This window comes from Caballeronia sp. SL1002, from assembly GCF_057814995.1.
In genome coordinates, this window is the sequence record NZ_JBYMUW010000004.1 from 238,915 (window position 1) to 254,908 (window position 15,994).

The following is a 15,994-nucleotide window of genomic DNA, read 5'->3' on the forward strand; positions in this document are numbered from 1 at the left end:
ACGCCGAGCAGGTATCGTCGAGTCTGAACACACTCAGAATCCGCCATGCTCATCAACGATCCCGCTACCTACGCCGCCGTCGAAGCCGCCTTCGACGCCTATGAAACCGCGCTCACGACGAACGACGTGCCCGCGCTCGATACGTTGTTCTGGGTCAGCCCGCACACGCTGCGCTACGGCGCGACCGAAAATCTGCAGGGTTACGATGCGATCCGCGAATTCCGCGCGCAGCGGCCGGGAAAGGGACTGTCGCGCACGATCGTCGATCGGTCGATCACGACCTTCGGCACGGACTTCGCCGTCGCGAACATCACGTTCAGGCGCGCGAGCGAGCCGCGCATCGGGCGGCAATCGCAGACATGGGCGAAGATCGACGGCGAGTGGCGCGTGGTGGCCGCGCACGTCAGCTGGATGGATGAATGAAGGCGCGGCGCGCCCTCGGTTTCCTTCGGGTCAATTGCGGGCGTAGCTATCGCCAACACGGCCGCCGCCCGTAATCAGGCAATTCGACAGGAAAACTTCGGCCTGGCTGCCGGAACCGGCAACCGAAAAGCCTTTCTCCACCGCGATCGCGCGGACACGGTCGGCGCCTTGCGCGCAGCTTAGGGACGTCTTCATCGACGTCCGCTCGCCCGCCTGCACCCGCACTACGGCCTGATTGGCGATGAGCAGCGCGACCATCAGCGCCGCGCAAACATTGAAGGCCTTTTTCATGGATTGTCTCCTTTTGAAGAAGACTATCCCGATCCCGCCGATTTTGGACTTGGGTATTTCCCGGTTATCCGCTACCCGACTTGATTTTTCGCAGAAATCCACTCACCGCGCTGGCGTCCCCGCATAAAACGCCGCCGCCGCGTCGATTTCCTCATCCGTCATATTCCGCGCGATGTTGCGCATCTGCCCGCTGATATCGTTATGCCGCGCGCCCGAGGCGAACGCGCGCAACTGCATTTTTGTGTACGCGGCGGGCAGACCGTCGAGCCACGGGCTGCCCGCCTTGTTGTCGATGCCGCCGTGACACGACGCGCAAGGCGCGATGTTGCGCATCGGCGCGCCGTGCATGACCACCGACGGCGCGGCGGCCGCATCGACGGCACGCTGCGCCACCGGTTGCGGCAAATACGCGTAGTAAGTCGCGAGATCGCGCATTTCGACATCGGTGAGATGCGCGGCCATCGGCGACATGACCGCGTTACGCCGCGCGCCGCTCTGATAATCGAGCAACTGCTTGTAGATCACGACTGCATACTGTCCGGCGAGGTTCGGCGTGTTCGCGTCGCTCATGCCGCGCTCGCCGTGGCACATCGTGCAACGCATCGCGAGCGTCGCGCCACGTCCGATCGACGTCCGGCTCGCATTCGACAGCAGTTGCGGCGTGACTTCGACGGCGCTCGTGCGCACAGTCGAGACGAGCGGCGTCCCGGCGAGCCACGATTGCGGCACGCCGGCGGCACTGCATATCGCATTCCAGATGCCCTGAAACGGCGCGTCGCTTTGCGCCGATGGCAGCCACACGAATCCGATCAGCGCGCCGCACACGGCAACCGCGACTGTCGCGCCGACGCTCGTCGCGAACCAGCGGTTGCGGAAGGTGAACAGGCGTTCTTCTTCGTTCATCGCGGTGCTCCCATCGGCACGGCGGGCACGGAGGTGTCCTGGCGCGTGACCAACTGCGCGATCGGATAGCCGTAGTTGACGAGCGTCAAGCCGATCATCAGCGCAAGCCACAAGCCGAAGCTGTTCAACGCGACGGGCAAGGTTTTCGGCACATGCACCGCCGTGCTGAATCGGTATTCAGTGAGCACGACGCCCGGGCCGCGATGCGCGCGGATCAGCACGATGAAAAACAGCACGGCGGAAATCACGAGAATGAACCCGCCGATCGCGGAAATGACCACCGACATCGCCTGCGCCGCGATCTCGGGATCGGTGTAATCGTAGAACGCCATGCGTCGCGGCATGCCGAGAATGCCCGCGTAGTGCCACGGGAACGTCAGCACGATCATGCCGATGAACCACAGCCACAACTGCGCGCGCATGAGTTTGAGGCTCGTCATCGCGCGGCCGGTCAGATGCGGCCACAAATCGTAGGCGATCGCGAAGTACATGATGACGATCGCGCCCGCGAAGATCAGGTGGAAATGGCCGGTGATCCATTGCGTGTTGTGGATCGTCGAGTCGAGCTGGTAGCTCATGTTGATGAGCCCGCCCGCTCCGCCGAAGCCGAGCATCACGAACGAGAACGCGACCGCGAGCATGAGCGGGTTGTCCCACGGCAGCGCGCGAATCCAGCCGAACGCGCCCTTCCCGCCTCTGAGGCGCGCGGCGATCTCGACCGACGCGCAAATGGTGAACACAGTCAGAAGCGTCGGCACGGCGACGAGCGCGGTGAACACCGAGTGCATGAACTTGAATCCGGAGCCGACTTGCGGATCGGCGAAAAGATGGTGAATGCCGATCGGCATCGACACCACAAGGAACAGGATGAACGAGATACGCGCCATCGAATCGCTATAAAGGCGCCCGCCGATCGCGCGCGGGATGATCGTGTAATACGCGATATACGCGGGCATCAGCCAGAAATAGACGATGGCGTGCAGCGTCCACGAGAAGAACACGCGGGCCAGGCCGGCGTCGATGGTGGTCTTGAGTCCGAGCGCCACCGGCAGGATCTGGAAGAGGATTTCGAGCGCCGCGCCCACCGCCGTCCAGCCCCACAAATATGCGCCCGCCACCGTCGCGAACATGGCGAGCGGGACCGGTTTGCCGGGATTCGCGCGCTTCCAGGCGGTCATGTTCACGGACATCAGCGCGACCCAGATCCACGATCCCACCACCACGAGCACGACGCCGATGTAGTAAAACGCGTTGCCGATCATCGGCGGGTAGAACGTGTACAGGACCGACGCGAGACCCATCGCCACTGGAATCATGGCCGTAACCGAGCCGACGGCCACCAGAATGAAACCGGCCCACGCCCAGCGCGGCCCGATCAGGTTCTGCTTCAACGCGAGCTCGGACACCGCGTAACCGAAACCCATCGCGATGAGCGTCGGGAAAACATAGCCCATCGCGGAGCCGTGCGCCGTGACCGAGCGGTAATAGAGTTCGGGATTCTGCAGCCACGGATGCAGCGGGCTGCGCACGTACATCTGCCATGCGCCGAGCAGCAGCGCGACGCCGAAGGCGATGAACGCCAGCCAGAAATGCGCGAGAACGAGACGCTTGCTATTTAACACAACTGAGTCTCCGCGAGTTCGCCGGCAACTGCGCCGCCATCCGCATGAATTCCGCGCGGTCGATCACCTTGACGTGCGCCCACATGCCCTGATGCCCGGTGCCGCAGTATTCGTGACACGGCATCAGATGGTCGCCCGGGCGCGTGAAGGTGCTCTTGAACGTGGACACGTAGCCCGGTTCCAGCATCGAATTGATATTCGTGTTCGTGATGAGAAAGCCGTGCACGACGTCGGCGCTCGTCGCGCGGAAGGTGATGGGCGTATCGGCGGGAACCAGCAGGCATTGCGGCGTGAACGAGTACTGCTGCGCCACGATCCGCACCGTCACCGAACCGTCCGTTTCCACCGCGCTGCCGAGGTTCGCTTCGACGAATTCGCCGGCCACGTTGAGCGACTCCGGCCGCACGGTTTCCACGCGCGAAGGCGGCATCGACGCCCAGTGCAGGCCCGTATAAATCACCATCGCGACGGTGGAGAAGACGAGCAGCGTGACGACGATCGCCCAGCGCCGCTCGACTTTTTCGGCGACTCCGGCGGAATCGTGCTTGTGCGGAGTGGAATTCATCGACGTTCGGGCCGGTTCATTGGATCACGCCGCGAGGCAGAAAGACGAAGAAGTAGAACGCGTACCAGAGCGCGAACACGATGGCGGTCGCCGTGCTTGCGAGTGCGAGCGCGCCACGCGGACCGTTCGTGACGATATCCTCGACCGCCTCGTCCTCGCGCGCTTCGGCGTCGGTGCGGCTTTCGCCGGATGGCTGGCTCATCGTATCCTCGTGTGCTCAATAAAGCGGCGCGGACCGCAGTTCGTTCACTTCCTTCACCGACACCGGCGCGCCGTGATTTCCCCACGCGGTGCGGATATACGTGACGACGGCGGCGACTTCAACGTCCGAGAGCGACTGCGCGAACGGCGGCATGCCGTAAGGCATCGGATTCTTCTTCGTGCCGGGCGCGTAGCCGCCATTGAGCACCATGCGGATCGGGTTCACAGCGGAATTCATCACGATCGACTGATTGTTCGCGAGCGGCGGGAAGTGCGGCAGCTTGCCCTGCCCTTCGGCCGCGTGGCACAGCGCGCACTGCGCGTCGTAGATTTTCTTGCCGAGCGGACTCAGGTTGTTCTTCTGCTCGGTGACGGCGGCGTCCGCCGTGGCGATCTTCTCGCCCGAGCGCGCGGGCAGCGCCTTCAGATAAACGGCCATCGCGCGAACGTCTTCCTCGGTCAGATATTGCAGGCTGTCGTAGACGACTTCCGCCATCGGGCCGTACACGGCGCCGCGATTCGACACGCCGGAATGCAGCAGATCGACGATATCCTCGATGCTCCAGTTGCCGAGCCCCGCTTCCTTATTCGACGTGAGCGACGGCGCGTACCAGTTCTGCACGGGAATCAGGCCGCCTTCGAAGGTCTTCCAGGGCGAGTTTCCGCCGAGCGCGTTGATCGCGGTGTGACACATCGTGCAATGGCCGAGACCTTCCACCAGATAAGCGCCGCGGTTCCATTCCGCCGATTGCGTCGAATCCGGCTTGTATTCGCCCTGCCGCAAAAACAACGTGCGCCAGCCGATCAACAGCGAACGCTGATTGAACGGAAAACGCAACTGATGCGCGCGGTTCGGCACATCGACCGGCGGCGTCGACTGCAGATACGCGTAGATCGCGTCCGAATCCGCGCGGGTCACTTTCGTGTACGACGCGAACGGCATCACCGGATACAGCAGCGTGCCGTCACGCGACTTCCCCGTGTGCATCATGTTGTAGAACTCGGTCGCGGTCCACGCGCCTATGCCGTTCTTCTTGTCCGACGAAATATTCGGCGCGTAGAGCGTGCCGAACGGTGTCTCCATCGGCCGCGTTCCGCCGAACAGCTTGCCGGCCGGCATCGTGTGACACGCGATGCAATCGCCCGCGCGCGCGAGATATTCGCCCCGGGCGAGCAGCGCGGCGTCGGCGCTGGCGGGCGTCTGCGCGTTCACACCTGTCGACATCAAACTCGCGGCGCTGCAAGCGATCATTGCTGCAAACGCCTTGAGGGACCGGAGACTGAGCACGTCGAATCCTCGACTAGTTGGCAACGCTGCCGCACGCGAGCGGCATCTTGAGCGAACCCGCCGCGGCCGGCGCGGGGTTGGCGGGCGCGGGCAGCGACGCGAGATACGCGGCGATGGCCGTGATGTCGCGCTCGCCGAGACGGGTTGCGACCTGCTTCATGCAATCGGGCGCAACCGTGCTGCGCGTGCCGTAACGCCACGCGCCCAACTGCGCGCTGAGGTAATCGGAGTGAAGACCGAGCAAGCCGGGGATCGCCGGTTCCATGCCGGTCAGCGCGGCGCCGTGGCATGCCGCGCAGGCGGGAATCTGACGCGACGAATCGCCCTTCTCCACTAGCGATTTGCCGAGCGCTAGCGTGGCTGCATCCGCCTTCACGGGGCGCGCGGGCGGAAACGGAGGATGCTCGGCGGCGAAGTAATCGGCGATCTGCTTGAGATACGGATCGGGCAGATACGCAAGCAGATAGTTCATCGGCGGATACTTGCGCCGGCCGTCGCGGAATGCGAGCAACTGATTGTAGAGATAGCCGGCGGGCTTGCCGGACAGGCGCGGGAAGTAGTCGTTGTCCGTGCCTTCGCCGTGCGCGCCGTGACACGCGGCGCAGCCCAGCACGCGGGCCTGCATGGTGTCGGGAGCGCGCGCGGCCTCGTCGCCCGCGGCAAAAGCCGGATGACTGAGCGACACGAACAGCGCGACCGTGAATAGACCCCTGCGTATGCCCACCGTGTCCTCGTCTGACTTTTTATCGAACGGAGCGGTTCAACCTGGAGCACTGCTTAAAGCCTGATTGGTTCGGCCTGTGCCTTCTCGCCCATCAGCCGAGTTTGAAGCTTAATGCACACAAATGGATTTGCCGAATTTTTAAACGTCGCCGGGCAGTCTGGAATCGCAAATTTCGGCATTGCAGAGGCGCTTTTTGGTGACGCGCGCGACGCCGATGAAACAATGCGGACGATCTTTTTAGTACGCGCCACAATCGCATTTCGTGTCGATCAGGCCGCGCGCTTTACGCAACCGATACCATTTTCGGAGCATTTGGTGTGCGCATTCTTTTCACTTGAGGCCCAGCCGTTTCGCCAGCCGGTTCAGATTCGCCCGATCCATCCCGAGTTCGCGGGCCGACGCCGCCCAGTTCTGCCCGTGGCGAGCCAGCGTTTCGAGCAGCAAATTACGTTCGAACGACGCCACCGCGCCGCGAAAATCTTGTCCCGCGAGCGCGAGCGCCGGTGCGGAAGCCGGTGAGTTCGCGGAGCCGGTGGCGGAGTCGGAGAGCCGGAGATCGTCGGCCGTGAGTGTGACGATCTTCGGTCTATCGCGTCCCGGCCTTTCACGATGTGCCGCGAGCGCCTTCAACGCGCTTCGCCCGATCAGATGCTCCAGTTCGCGCACGTTTCCGGGCCAGCGGTAATCGAGCAGCGCCGTTTGGGCATCGGCGGAAAGCCGGAGGCTCATCAGACCGAGCCGCGCGCGGTTCTCTTCGAGGAAAAATCCCGCCAGCAGCAAAACGTCGTGCGCGCGCTCGCGCAGCGGCGGCACGCGTAGCGGATAAACACTCAGCCGGTGATAAAAATCCGCGCGGAAACGTCCGGCGCGCACTTCCTCGGCGAGATCGCGGTTCGTCGCCGCGATAAGGCGGACATCCACCCGATGATCGCTATCCGAGCCGATCCGCTGCAACTGCCCGTTCTGAAGCACGCGCAGCAATTTGGCCTGCACGGCGAGCGGCAATTCGCCGACTTCATCGAGGAAAAGCGTGCCGCCGTCGGCCAACTCGAACTTGCCCCGACGGTCGGCGGATGCGCCCGAAAACGCGCCGCGCACATGCCCGAACAGTTCGCTTTCCACGAGCGTATCGGGTAACGCCGCGCAGTTCAGGCTGATGAGCGGCTTGGCCGAGCGCGCCGACAACGCGTGAATCGCGTTCGCGACGAGTTCCTTGCCGACGCCCGTTTCGCCGGTGATCAACACCGTGAGATCGCTCGCGGCGACCGTCTCGATTTCCTCGATCATCCGCCGGTGCGGCGCGCTGCTCCCGATCATTTCCCGGCGGCTTTGTCCGCTCGCCTGCCGATAAGCCTCCGCGCGACGCCGCGCTTCTTCGCCCGTGCGCGCGAGCGTGTCGATACGCTCGACGACGCTCACGGTCGCCGCCGCGAGACTCACAAACGCGGCGAGCGACGGCATGTCGATACTGTCGAAGCGCGCGGGATCGAGTGCGTCGAGCGTCAGAAGTCCCCACGGACGCCCGCCGATCACGAGCGGACAGCCCAGGCAATCGTGAACTTCGAGTTCACCCGCAACGTGCTGGACCAAGCCATCGTAGGGGTCGGGCAACTCGGAATCGGCGGCGAAACGCGTCGGGCCTTCGTGGGACAGCAACTGCGCGAAGCGCGGATGATCGGCCACGCGAAACCGCCGACCGAGCGTGTCGCTGCTCAATCCGTCGATCGCGAGCGGGACCAGCGTATCGCCCTCCAGTTTGAGCAGCGCGGTCGCGTCGCTCGGAAACAGCGCGCGCAGACTTTCGAGCAAGCGCCGGTAGCGCTCGGTTTCCGCAAGATCGACCGAAAGGTCCTGCATCAGCGGAATGAGCGCATCGAGAAGCGTTCTTGCAGTCGTTTTGACTTCATCGTGAGTCGGCTTGACTGCGGTCGAATGGACCATTTCTGAACCTAAGTGTTTGATTTTCGTAGGGTTTAACGTTGGCACGGATCGTGGATAGTAAACCACAACGGCCGCTTAGGCGGTCGATCTTTAATCCACTCAGATCGAGGAACAAAAATATGCTCTCAGCCGAACATCGCGCCATCGTCAAGGCGACCGTGCCGCTGCTCGAAAGCGGCGGCGAAGCGCTGACCACCCATTTCTACAACTTGATGATCAGCGAGTATCCAGAGGTGCGGCCGCTATTCAATCAGGCGCATCAGGCGAGCGGCGCGCAGCAGCGCGCACTCGCCAACGGCGTGCTGGTGTACGCGCGGCACATCGATCAACTCGAACAACTCGGCGGCCTCGTTTCGCAGATCATCAACAAACACGTCGCGCTGAACATCCTGCCGGAACATTATCCGATCGTCGGCGGTTGCCTGCTTCGCTCGATCCGCCAAGTGCTCGGCGCCGAAATAGCGACCGACGCGGTGATCGACGCTTGGGGCGCGGCGTACCAGCAACTCGCCGATATTTTGATGGGACTCGAAGAGAAGATGTACAGCGAGCGCGAATCGGCAATTGGCGGCTGGCGCGGCACGCGGCTCTTCCGCGTCGCACGAAAAGTGGTGGAAAGCGATGAAATCACTTCGTTCTACTTGCGTCCCGATGACGGCGGCGCATTGCTCGCGTTCCATTCGGGGCAGTATATCGGCGTGCGCTTCGTGATCGGCGGCGAGGAAGTTCGGCGCAATTACTCGCTCTCGGCGGCAGCGAACGGGCACGAATACCGCATCAGCGTGAAGCGCGAGCCCAACGGCCTTGTGTCGAATTTTCTGCACGGGCAAATTCACGAAGGCGATGCGATCGAACTCTTCGCGCCCGCCGGCGATTTCAGGCTTGAAGCGAGCGAAAAGCCGCTCGTGCTGATCAGCGGCGGCGTAGGCATCACGCCGACGCTCGCGATGTTGCAATCGGCACTCGATACGAAACGTCCGGTGCATTTCATCCATTCAGCGCGCCATGGCGGCGTTCATGCATTTCGACAGGATATCGAACGATTTGCCGCGCGTCATTCGCAACTGAAGCATTTCTATTGCTACGAGCAACAGCGCGAGGGCGACGCGTCGGCGCACGGTATCGGTTATCTCGACGAGTCGCTTCTCGCGACGTGGATGCCGGAAACGCGCGATGTCGATGTGTATTTTCTGGGACCGCCGAATTTTATGAAGGCTGTCAAAAAGCATCTTAAGGCGCTCGGTGTGCCGGAGGCGCAAAGTCGCTACGAATTCTTTGGTCCTGCTTCAACGCTGGATTGATTCGAGCGCGGTGGGTGGTGGGCAGTGGGCGGTCGCCGGGCGGCGCGGTTTTGTGCGCTCGGCGTGGCGCCTTTTGGCGGTGTGGTGTCGTAGAGGAGAAGTCTGCGAATACCCAGGCTGCAGATTATTAGGATTCCTACTCGGGTATGAGTTGATCGTTGCTGTTCGCTGTCCAGTCGGAATTTCTTGATCGTGTTGCGTTGTCCCTGCACCGTTGCGTGCCCTCCTCTGCCTTGTGCCTATCGCGTTTCGATGCGTCTCGCATAATGCGGAGCGACCGCGACGCGAAATCCCGCGCCGACTTTGAACGACAGCGGATAACTTTTGCGTGAACAGCGTCTTCGCAACGTCCCGCTCTCGGCTAGTGGATTCGTCTGCATACGTTGCGAAAATCTCGCGATTGCCGATCACGAACCTGTCACTAGGCCAGTCACGCTTACGCCCGCACATGAAGCGCGGAGCAGGCGTTTCATGTCGTTCAGGCGTTGGTCGATCACCTGCGTCCGAACAGGCTTCTGCGAACGCAGGTCGGCGAGTTCGCGCGGTTGGAGCGACGCACCGTGGCTTTCGCGCAGCGATTGAAAGGCTTGTCTCCGCTCGGGCGTTGCCGGGACAAGGCGTGCCTCAGCGAGAGCGCGAACGAATTCGGGCGCCCACTTGCCAGCGGCGATTCGCGATCGTGTCTCGCGGGCGTCGTGAACGATAGCGCTTTCACCATCGTCGGCAATCTCGAACGATCGCGTGTTGTGTGTATCGAAAAATTGCTGCCCCGCGCAGGCTTGGATTGTTGCAAGCACGGCCTCAGCTTCCAATTTCGATCGATCCTGCTCGGCGCGAGTTACAGCGCGGGAGCGCACTTGGTGCGAAAAATCGACGGGGGTGCGCAGGAGCGCGCGCAGATAACTGATCGGCCGTTTGGCGCGTTGAAGATGTTCCCAGGTTGCTTCCACGACATCCGAGAGTCGCTGTGCGTGCGTGCTCGCTTCACGCATTAATTTAAAAATCAGGAATTCATGAAAACCCAATCCCAACAGGCGGCTGAGATCCGCGGGAAGTCGACCTGGTTGTCTCTTTTGAATCCTTGGGTATAGATCTTTATATATAGCACCGTCTGCCACGCTGGCAGACGGTGCGGCCAAAGAACCGGCTTGGGAAGATGCTGCGCTCGGATGCGCGTCCATAGTGGAAGAAACGCCGGCCAACTTGGCGCCAGCATCCGCAGCTTCCGAAGACACGTTTTCGACGAGCCCAAGGAGCGTGGCGGCTGTCACGGTCAAATGCAAGTACGCACGGCCGAACAGACCCGCCTCACCGTGGCGTCGCTGTGGTGCGCGTGTGATGAGGCCCGCTGCATCGAGATCATCGACGCTGCGGTAGAACGTGCGCATCGACTGCATCGCTCGCCCAGTCAATAACTCCCGTCGCGCGAAAATAGCCGCGTAGGGTCGATTGGCGTCGACGGTGCGCGCGAGTGCTGCCAGTAACGCACGGGCGCGTGCTGGCAACGTCGAAACGTGATTTGCGCGATGAGCGGCCCGAAAGATCACCCAGGGCAGATTGGTTCGATCACACTCGAATTCTTCGCGAGCGGTGTGATCGGAATCTGTGTTGACGGCGGTGTTCGAGTCGATGTCAGATTGGCGGTCTGACGCGACAGGGCGATGACGTTCCTCGCCAGCAACGGAAAGTTGCGCGATAAGCATAGTTCAAGCGTCCATTTTCGGAAAATGGAGAGCAAATGCTTGACTGCCGATCGCTATTCGCTACACTTCGAGGTGTGCACTCGTGACCCGATTGGCGTCGGGAAGCGTAACGGGCAAACGACAGTTAAGCCCGATATTCAAAAGCCTTCGGTTGGCGCCGAAGGCTTTTGTCTTTCTGAAGCGGTTAAGCGCTCATTTCGACCTCGTCGTTCCTAAGTCATTGATTTATAAGGGAACTCTAGTAGAGCTTTGCTAAGTTCCGCCGATAAGAAATTCTAAGTCGTTGAATTTAAAAGAAAATCTGGTAGGCCCGGATTTTCGTCTTACTCATTCGGATTGTTCTTTAGATTCCCGTCGATAAACTCAGAGATCTTTCGCGCCCATTCTTCCGCGAGCGCCGCTTCGCTGTCGTAAAACCGCACGCCGACGACGCCGTTGCGCGCTGTGATCTCGCAAACCTTCTTCCGCCCCGATTTGATCACTGTCGTGCTCGGCGCTGCAGCGCGAGGTTTCTCGGTTGCTAGCGCCACGGCCTTGTCCTGGGTAAAGGCTTCGTCGTCTATCAAGCGACGGATCGCTTCGGTCACTTTCTCCGATTTACCCGCCTCAGCCAACGCTGCGAGCTTCTGCGCGGCGTTCGAGCCAAGTCGCTCCGGGCGCTCGGCCAGCGCGGCCTTGGCCGCGTCCGGAAGCGCTTCGAACGAAAAAATTCGGGTGACATGGCTCTTGCTCAATCCGGCGCTTTCTGAAATCTCCGCGCGCGAAAGGCCCGTAATTTCTTGAAGACGTTTGAAATTCCAGTATTTCTCGAAGTCCGTGAGAGACGGCGAAAGCAAGTTCGAGAAGAACGCGGCGAACTCGATCTCGGCGTCGTCGATGGACGCGACGTTCGCGCGGATCGTCTTTCGACCCAGTTCGCGATACGCTGCGACCCGGTTGTGTCCAGCGACAATCTCAAAACGATCGTTCGGCAAAGCGCGCACGAGAATTGGCGTTGCTAATGCGTGTTGCGCGAGATTGTTCTTCAATTCCTGAAACTGCTCGGCCGTCAACTTTCGCCGTCGGCCGTTAATTTCGACCAATGCATCAAGGTTGACTTCGAGCGCCGCCTTTTCTTCGAGCTGAGTCTCCAGTTCCTTGATTCGAGCCTGCGCCGAGTTAATCCGGTTTTGGGCGTCCATCAGCCGTCCTGGCGATGTGCGCGCCTCGTTCGATCCGAACGCGGGCGGATTCGCGTCCGCGGGCTTGGTCCCCACGTTCGCGGTCTTTGCAAGCAATCTATCGCCGATACCCATTTAAGCCTCCGCCTTGTTCCACGCGCGGACGAACTGCGCGTCGAGATGTTCGGCCAACCGATCGAGCGGTTCCTTGAAGCGGTTGTAGGCCGCCGTGCTCCCATCGGGCTTCGACAGGTCATACACGGTAGACAACTGCGCCGACGCGCCCTTCGGCACTGTCGATTCGGGAATTTCGAACGGCAACACGCGGTCGCCGTATGCTTTCTGAAGCCAGCCTCGAACTACTCGCGACACGTCGTCGGATTTGGCTTTGGTCAGAACCACGTTGACGAAGTCGAAACGTTTGTGCTCAAGCACGCCCGGCAACTTTTTCGCGATATCCGCGAACAGATGCCAGAACTGAGTGGAGCTGGCAAAGTCGAGCGCCTCGGGCGGGCAGGGGAGCAAGATGGCATCCGAAGCGAGGAGAGCGTTGATCGTCAGATAACTAAGCGCGGGCGGCGTGTCGATGACGATGACGTCATAGTCCGACGCGAGTGGCGTCAGCCCTTTTTGAACGATTTCCCAGAACGCGAACGTGCTGTCGTTCAGCACCTTCGCCGGAATCTCGAACTCGGCGTCGAACAGCGACGACGATGCGGGAATCAGATCGAGGTTATGCCAGTATGTCTTCTGGACCGCGTAATGGAGCGTCTGCTGGTCACCGTAGATCAACGGGAGGAGGGTCTGGTCGTCGGTAATTTCCGCGTCGGGCGCCCATCCGCACAGCTGCGTGGTGGTGCCTTGCGGATCGCAGTCTATTACAAGAACCTTACGACCAAGAAGTGTCAGCGCTTGGGCGGCAGACACGGCAGTCGTGGTTTTTGCCACGCCACCTTTGAAGTTCGCGACGGTTACAATACGACCGCGCCGGCCCTCCGGTCGACGCCCGCGCTCCGAAGTGCCCTGAACCCAAGTCAGCGTCTCTTCGAGCGTAAAGACCTTGCTGCGACCCGCGCCTTTCGACGTTCCGGGCGGCAGATCGCCTTTCGTAGTCAGATATTGGAAGCGTTGCTTGTCCAGACCGCAGAGCGTAGCTACCTGGGCGCTCGTAAACGTCGGCGCGCTCTTTCGCGGATACGGCTCCAGCATCGCATCGCGAATCTGATTAAGGATGTCGGTGGCTTGCGCAGCCACCCCTAAGAGCGTTTCGATCGAAACTGACTGGTCGACTTCAGGAAGCCGAGTGCTCAACATTGAATTCGCTGTCACAGGCATGCCCAGGTAAGCTGAAATTATTCGGTTTGTGTGAAAGGTGTTGCCAACCGAAGAATAAACGGCCAACCGGTAAACCTCAAGTAAACTCTTAAGATCCGAATCAATGAAATCCACGGATTTCGGTCACTTTTGCAGATGTATCAGGCTGCAAAGAGCTGGATTTAGGGTTTCGTTCGTATTTTCGTTTTCGCCGCACCGTTTCTGCACGACGGCTACCGTGCGATAACGCAATAGACCGTGAAACATTCCGCAAAACCTTAGACTGCCCAGAAACTCATATAAACATTGGCTCTAGAGACTTTTTCAGGGATTGTTCCACGCAAAAACTGCTTAGTTACTGCGGAGCGCCGCAAAAATATCGATTTCGGAAGCTATCCGCGCGTTTGTGAGTGGTCAATTCATCATTCGTATCGATAAAAGCTGGGACTGTAGCGAACGATACAAAGAGATACTCAACAGATATTCATTCACACGCGGCCAAGTGACAAAAGACCGTCTCTTGCAACTAACGGTCAAACGTTCCGGCGCCTTGATATGTCCACTGTCTATCGCGAAGGACTTCTATAGACAAGCATTCACCCCGTCGCCGCTTCATCGTTATCCATCAAGCCAAAAAAAACGGCCGATAAATCGGCCGTCACTCCACATCCAGCTTCAACGCCCGCTCCGTTCACCCATTCTGCTCCGCCACCTGATTCGCGCGACGCAGACGCTCCCGGCTGTTCGACAAATGCATCCGCATGGCCGCCCGCGCGCCGTCGGCATCATGTCGCGTGATTGCATCGAGGATGCTCTCGTGTTCCAGATTCACGAGCGCGACATAGGCTTTCGGATCCGCGTGCGCAATCCCCGCGGAGTCGATGCGGTTGCGCGGAATCAGCGCGCTGCCCATTTGCGTCAGGATATCGACGAAGTAGCGATTGCCCGTCGCCCGCGCGACCGAAATGTGAAATTGCAAATCGGCCGCGACACTGTCGCCGCCTTTGCGGCTCGTCGCCTCAATGGCGTTCAGCGCGGCGCGCATGTGCGCGAGATCTTCCGGCTGCGCGCGCTGGGCGGCGAGTCCGGCCGATTCCGTTTCCAGGCTGATGCGCAATTCGAGCACTGACAGCACGTCGCGCAACGTGGTGGCGGGCACCATGTCGATGCCGAGCCGCTCGCGGCGCGGTTCGAGCACGAAACTGCCGATACCGTGCCGCGTCTCGATCACTTCGCCCGCCTGCAATCGCGAAATACCTTCGCGCACGACCGTGCGGCTGACGCCGAGCGCGATCATCAGTTTGGATTCGGTGGGAAGTTTGTCGCCGGGTTTGAGTGCTTCCGACGCGATCTGCTCGTTCACGTAATCCACGACGGACTCCGCGAGATTGCGAGCGCGACGCGGCAGAGCGAGAGAGGGTGGGGTGGCGGACATCGGAGACGCTCCTCGATCGGGTGATTTCGACAAAAACGTGTTACCGCATTATAACGTTGTCTGACGACCGGCCCGACCGAGAATTCATGCGGGAGGCGCGGGGCGCGCCTCCGTGAGTCTTACTGCGCGCCGAGCTTCTTGATGAGCACATCGAGTTGCGCCATTTCGTCTTCCGTCAGATCGGTCAACGGCGCGCGCACCGGACCGGCGCTATGGCCGACGAGCGTCGCGCCCGCTTTCACGATACTCACCGCATAACCCGCGCGGCGATTGCGGATCTTCAGATACGGCAGGAAGAATTCGTCGATCAATCGTCCCGTCGTCGCGTGATCTTCGGCGGCGATCGCGCGATAGAACTCCATCGCGGTCTTCGGGATGAAGTTGAACACCGCCGACGAATACACCGGCACGCCGAGCGCCTTGTACGCGGCGGCATAGACTTCAGCCGTCGGCAGGCCGCCAAGATAAGAGAAGCGATCGCCGAGACGACGGCGAATCGTCACCATGTTCTCGATCTCGCCGACGCCGTCCTTGAAACCAATCAGGTTCGGGCACGAATCGGCGAGACGTTCGAGCATGTCGGCGTTGAGCTTCGAATTGGCGCGGTTATAGATAATCACGCCGATATTCGGCACCGCCTTGCAAACCTGCTCGGCGTGATCGGCGATGCCTTCTTGCGACGCTTCGGTCAAATAATGCGGCATCAGCAGAACGCCGTTCGCACCAAGACGTTCGGCTTCCTTCGCATACTCGATCGCCACGCGCGTCGGGCCGCCCGCGCCCGCGAGAATCGGCACTTTGCCTTTGCAGGTTTCGGTCGCGGTGCGGATCACGTTCGTGTAATCGCTTTTTGTCAGCGAGAAAAATTCGCCCGTGCCGCCCGCCGCGAAGAGCGCCGTTGCGCCATACGGCGCGAGCCATTCGAGACGCTCGGCGTAGGTATCGGCGCGGAAATCGCCTTGAGCGTCGAAGTCGGTGATCGGGAAAGACAGCAGACCTTCCGATACGATTTGCTTGAGTTCTTGCGGTGTCGTCATGATTGGAGCATCCGGATTAACAATGGGAAAGACCAGTTCAGTGCTTATACGTCATCGTACAACATAGAAACGCGTCGATCAACCGC

General features: G+C 60.8%; 15 protein-coding genes. 2 read left to right on the forward strand and 13 right to left on the reverse strand.

What is annotated here, in order from left to right; translation table 11 throughout:
- Positions 1 to 45: 45 nt before the first annotated feature.
- Positions 46 to 423 carry an oxalurate catabolism protein HpxZ gene (gene hpxZ, locus AC3D25_RS22565; RefSeq protein ID WP_488890704.1) on the forward strand — a complete coding sequence of 126 codons (378 nt, stop codon included), beginning with the start codon at positions 46 to 48 and terminating at the stop codon, positions 421 to 423.
- A gap of 30 nt (positions 424 to 453) precedes the next feature.
- Here the strand turns inward: hpxZ and AC3D25_RS22570 are convergent, their stop codons facing one another.
- The 8 genes from AC3D25_RS22570 to norR form a co-directional block, all read right to left on the reverse strand.
- The gene (locus tag AC3D25_RS22570) at positions 454 to 714 is read right to left on the reverse strand and encodes a hypothetical protein (RefSeq protein WP_488890705.1); all 261 of its coding nucleotides are present in this window, start codon (positions 712 to 714) and stop codon (positions 454 to 456) included.
- 102 nt (positions 715 to 816) lie between these two features.
- The gene (locus AC3D25_RS22575) at positions 817 to 1,617 is read right to left on the reverse strand and encodes a c-type cytochrome (RefSeq protein ID WP_488890706.1); all 801 of its coding nucleotides are present in this window, start codon (positions 1,615 to 1,617) and stop codon (positions 817 to 819) included.
- Complete coding sequence (locus tag AC3D25_RS22580) at positions 1,614 to 3,239, reverse strand: b(o/a)3-type cytochrome-c oxidase subunit 1 (protein WP_488890707.1); 1,626 nt, start codon at positions 3,237 to 3,239, stop codon at positions 1,614 to 1,616. Before AC3D25_RS22580 ends, AC3D25_RS22575 begins: the two co-directional genes overlap by 4 nt.
- Entirely contained in the window at positions 3,229 to 3,804 is a 576-nt protein-coding gene (locus AC3D25_RS22585) for a cupredoxin domain-containing protein (protein ID WP_488890708.1), read from the reverse strand. The genes AC3D25_RS22580 and AC3D25_RS22585 overlap by 11 nt, the downstream gene beginning before the upstream one ends.
- Positions 3,805 to 3,820: 16 nt before the next feature.
- Positions 3,821 to 4,006 (reverse strand): hypothetical protein, encoded by a 186-nt coding sequence (locus tag AC3D25_RS22590; protein WP_488890709.1) that lies wholly within the window; start codon positions 4,004 to 4,006, stop codon positions 3,821 to 3,823.
- A gap of 15 nt (positions 4,007 to 4,021) precedes the next feature.
- Positions 4,022 to 5,257: a c-type cytochrome gene (locus tag AC3D25_RS22595; protein ID WP_488890710.1), complete on the reverse strand. Its 1,236-nt coding sequence runs from the start codon at positions 5,255 to 5,257 to the stop codon at positions 4,022 to 4,024.
- Between the two features lie 49 nt (positions 5,258 to 5,306).
- Positions 5,307 to 5,984, reverse strand: a complete 678-nt coding sequence (locus AC3D25_RS22600; RefSeq protein ID WP_488891055.1) for a c-type cytochrome — start codon at positions 5,982 to 5,984, stop codon at positions 5,307 to 5,309.
- Positions 5,985 to 6,347: 363 nt separating this feature from the next.
- On the reverse strand, positions 6,348 to 7,958 hold the full coding sequence (gene norR, locus AC3D25_RS22605; RefSeq protein WP_488890711.1) for a nitric oxide reductase transcriptional regulator NorR: 1,611 nt from the start codon (positions 7,956 to 7,958) through the stop codon (positions 6,348 to 6,350).
- A gap of 119 nt (positions 7,959 to 8,077) precedes the next feature.
- Here norR and hmpA point away from each other — a divergent pair, with 119 nt between their 5' ends.
- Positions 8,078 to 9,259 (forward strand): NO-inducible flavohemoprotein, encoded by a 1,182-nt coding sequence (hmpA, locus tag AC3D25_RS22610; RefSeq protein WP_488890712.1) that lies wholly within the window; start codon positions 8,078 to 8,080, stop codon positions 9,257 to 9,259.
- Between the two features lie 407 nt (positions 9,260 to 9,666).
- On the opposite strand, the gene AC3D25_RS22615 is transcribed toward hmpA, so the two are convergent.
- The 5 genes from AC3D25_RS22615 to kdgD all read right to left on the reverse strand — a co-directional run bounded on the left by AC3D25_RS22615 (position 9,667) and on the right by kdgD (position 15,908).
- Positions 9,667 to 10,962, reverse strand: coding sequence for a replication protein O (locus AC3D25_RS22615; protein WP_488890713.1), 1,296 nt, complete (start codon positions 10,960 to 10,962; stop codon positions 9,667 to 9,669).
- Between the two features lie 323 nt (positions 10,963 to 11,285).
- A complete protein-coding gene (locus AC3D25_RS22620) occupies positions 11,286 to 12,143 on the reverse strand; it encodes a ParB/RepB/Spo0J family partition protein (protein ID WP_488890714.1) in 858 nt (285 codons plus the stop codon).
- Between the two features lie 114 nt (positions 12,144 to 12,257).
- On the reverse strand, positions 12,258 to 13,436 hold the full coding sequence (locus tag AC3D25_RS22625; RefSeq protein ID WP_488891056.1) for a ParA family protein: 1,179 nt from the start codon (positions 13,434 to 13,436) through the stop codon (positions 12,258 to 12,260).
- 691 nt (positions 13,437 to 14,127) lie between these two features.
- On the reverse strand, positions 14,128 to 14,871 hold the full coding sequence (locus tag AC3D25_RS22630; RefSeq protein WP_488890715.1) for a FadR/GntR family transcriptional regulator: 744 nt from the start codon (positions 14,869 to 14,871) through the stop codon (positions 14,128 to 14,130).
- 119 nt (positions 14,872 to 14,990) lie between these two features.
- Complete coding sequence (gene kdgD / locus AC3D25_RS22635) at positions 14,991 to 15,908, reverse strand: 5-dehydro-4-deoxyglucarate dehydratase (protein WP_488890716.1); 918 nt, start codon at positions 15,906 to 15,908, stop codon at positions 14,991 to 14,993.
- Between the last annotated feature and the right edge of the window lie 86 nt (positions 15,909 to 15,994).

Bases quoted from the DNA above. Each gene is read 5' to 3' on its own strand.
- kdgD (WP_488890716.1), bottom strand. From the start codon at position 15,908: ATGACGACACCGCAAGAACTCAAGCAAATCGTATCGGAAGGTCTGCTG.
- AC3D25_RS22630 (WP_488890715.1), bottom strand. From the start codon at position 14,871: ATGTCCGCCACCCCACCCTCTCTCGCTCTGCCGCGTCGCGCTCGCAAT.
- AC3D25_RS22595 (WP_488890710.1), bottom strand. From the start codon at position 5,257: ATGATCGCTTGCAGCGCCGCGAGTTTGATGTCGACAGGTGTGAACGCG.
- AC3D25_RS22620 (WP_488890714.1), bottom strand. From the start codon at position 12,143: ATGGACGCCCAAAACCGGATTAACTCGGCGCAGGCTCGAATCAAGGAA.
- AC3D25_RS22615 (WP_488890713.1), bottom strand. From the start codon at position 10,962: ATGCTTATCGCGCAACTTTCCGTTGCTGGCGAGGAACGTCATCGCCCT.
- AC3D25_RS22570 (WP_488890705.1), bottom strand. From the start codon at position 714: ATGAAAAAGGCCTTCAATGTTTGCGCGGCGCTGATGGTCGCGCTGCTC.
- hpxZ (WP_488890704.1), top strand. From the start codon at position 46: ATGCTCATCAACGATCCCGCTACCTACGCCGCCGTCGAAGCCGCCTTC.
- hmpA (WP_488890712.1), top strand. From the start codon at position 8,078: ATGCTCTCAGCCGAACATCGCGCCATCGTCAAGGCGACCGTGCCGCTG.
- AC3D25_RS22585 (WP_488890708.1), bottom strand. From the start codon at position 3,804: ATGAATTCCACTCCGCACAAGCACGATTCCGCCGGAGTCGCCGAAAAA.
- AC3D25_RS22575 (WP_488890706.1), bottom strand. From the start codon at position 1,617: ATGAACGAAGAAGAACGCCTGTTCACCTTCCGCAACCGCTGGTTCGCG.
- norR (WP_488890711.1), bottom strand. From the start codon at position 7,958: ATGGTCCATTCGACCGCAGTCAAGCCGACTCACGATGAAGTCAAAACG.
- AC3D25_RS22590 (WP_488890709.1), bottom strand. From the start codon at position 4,006: ATGAGCCAGCCATCCGGCGAAAGCCGCACCGACGCCGAAGCGCGCGAG.
- AC3D25_RS22625 (WP_488891056.1), bottom strand. From the start codon at position 13,436: ATGTTGAGCACTCGGCTTCCTGAAGTCGACCAGTCAGTTTCGATCGAA.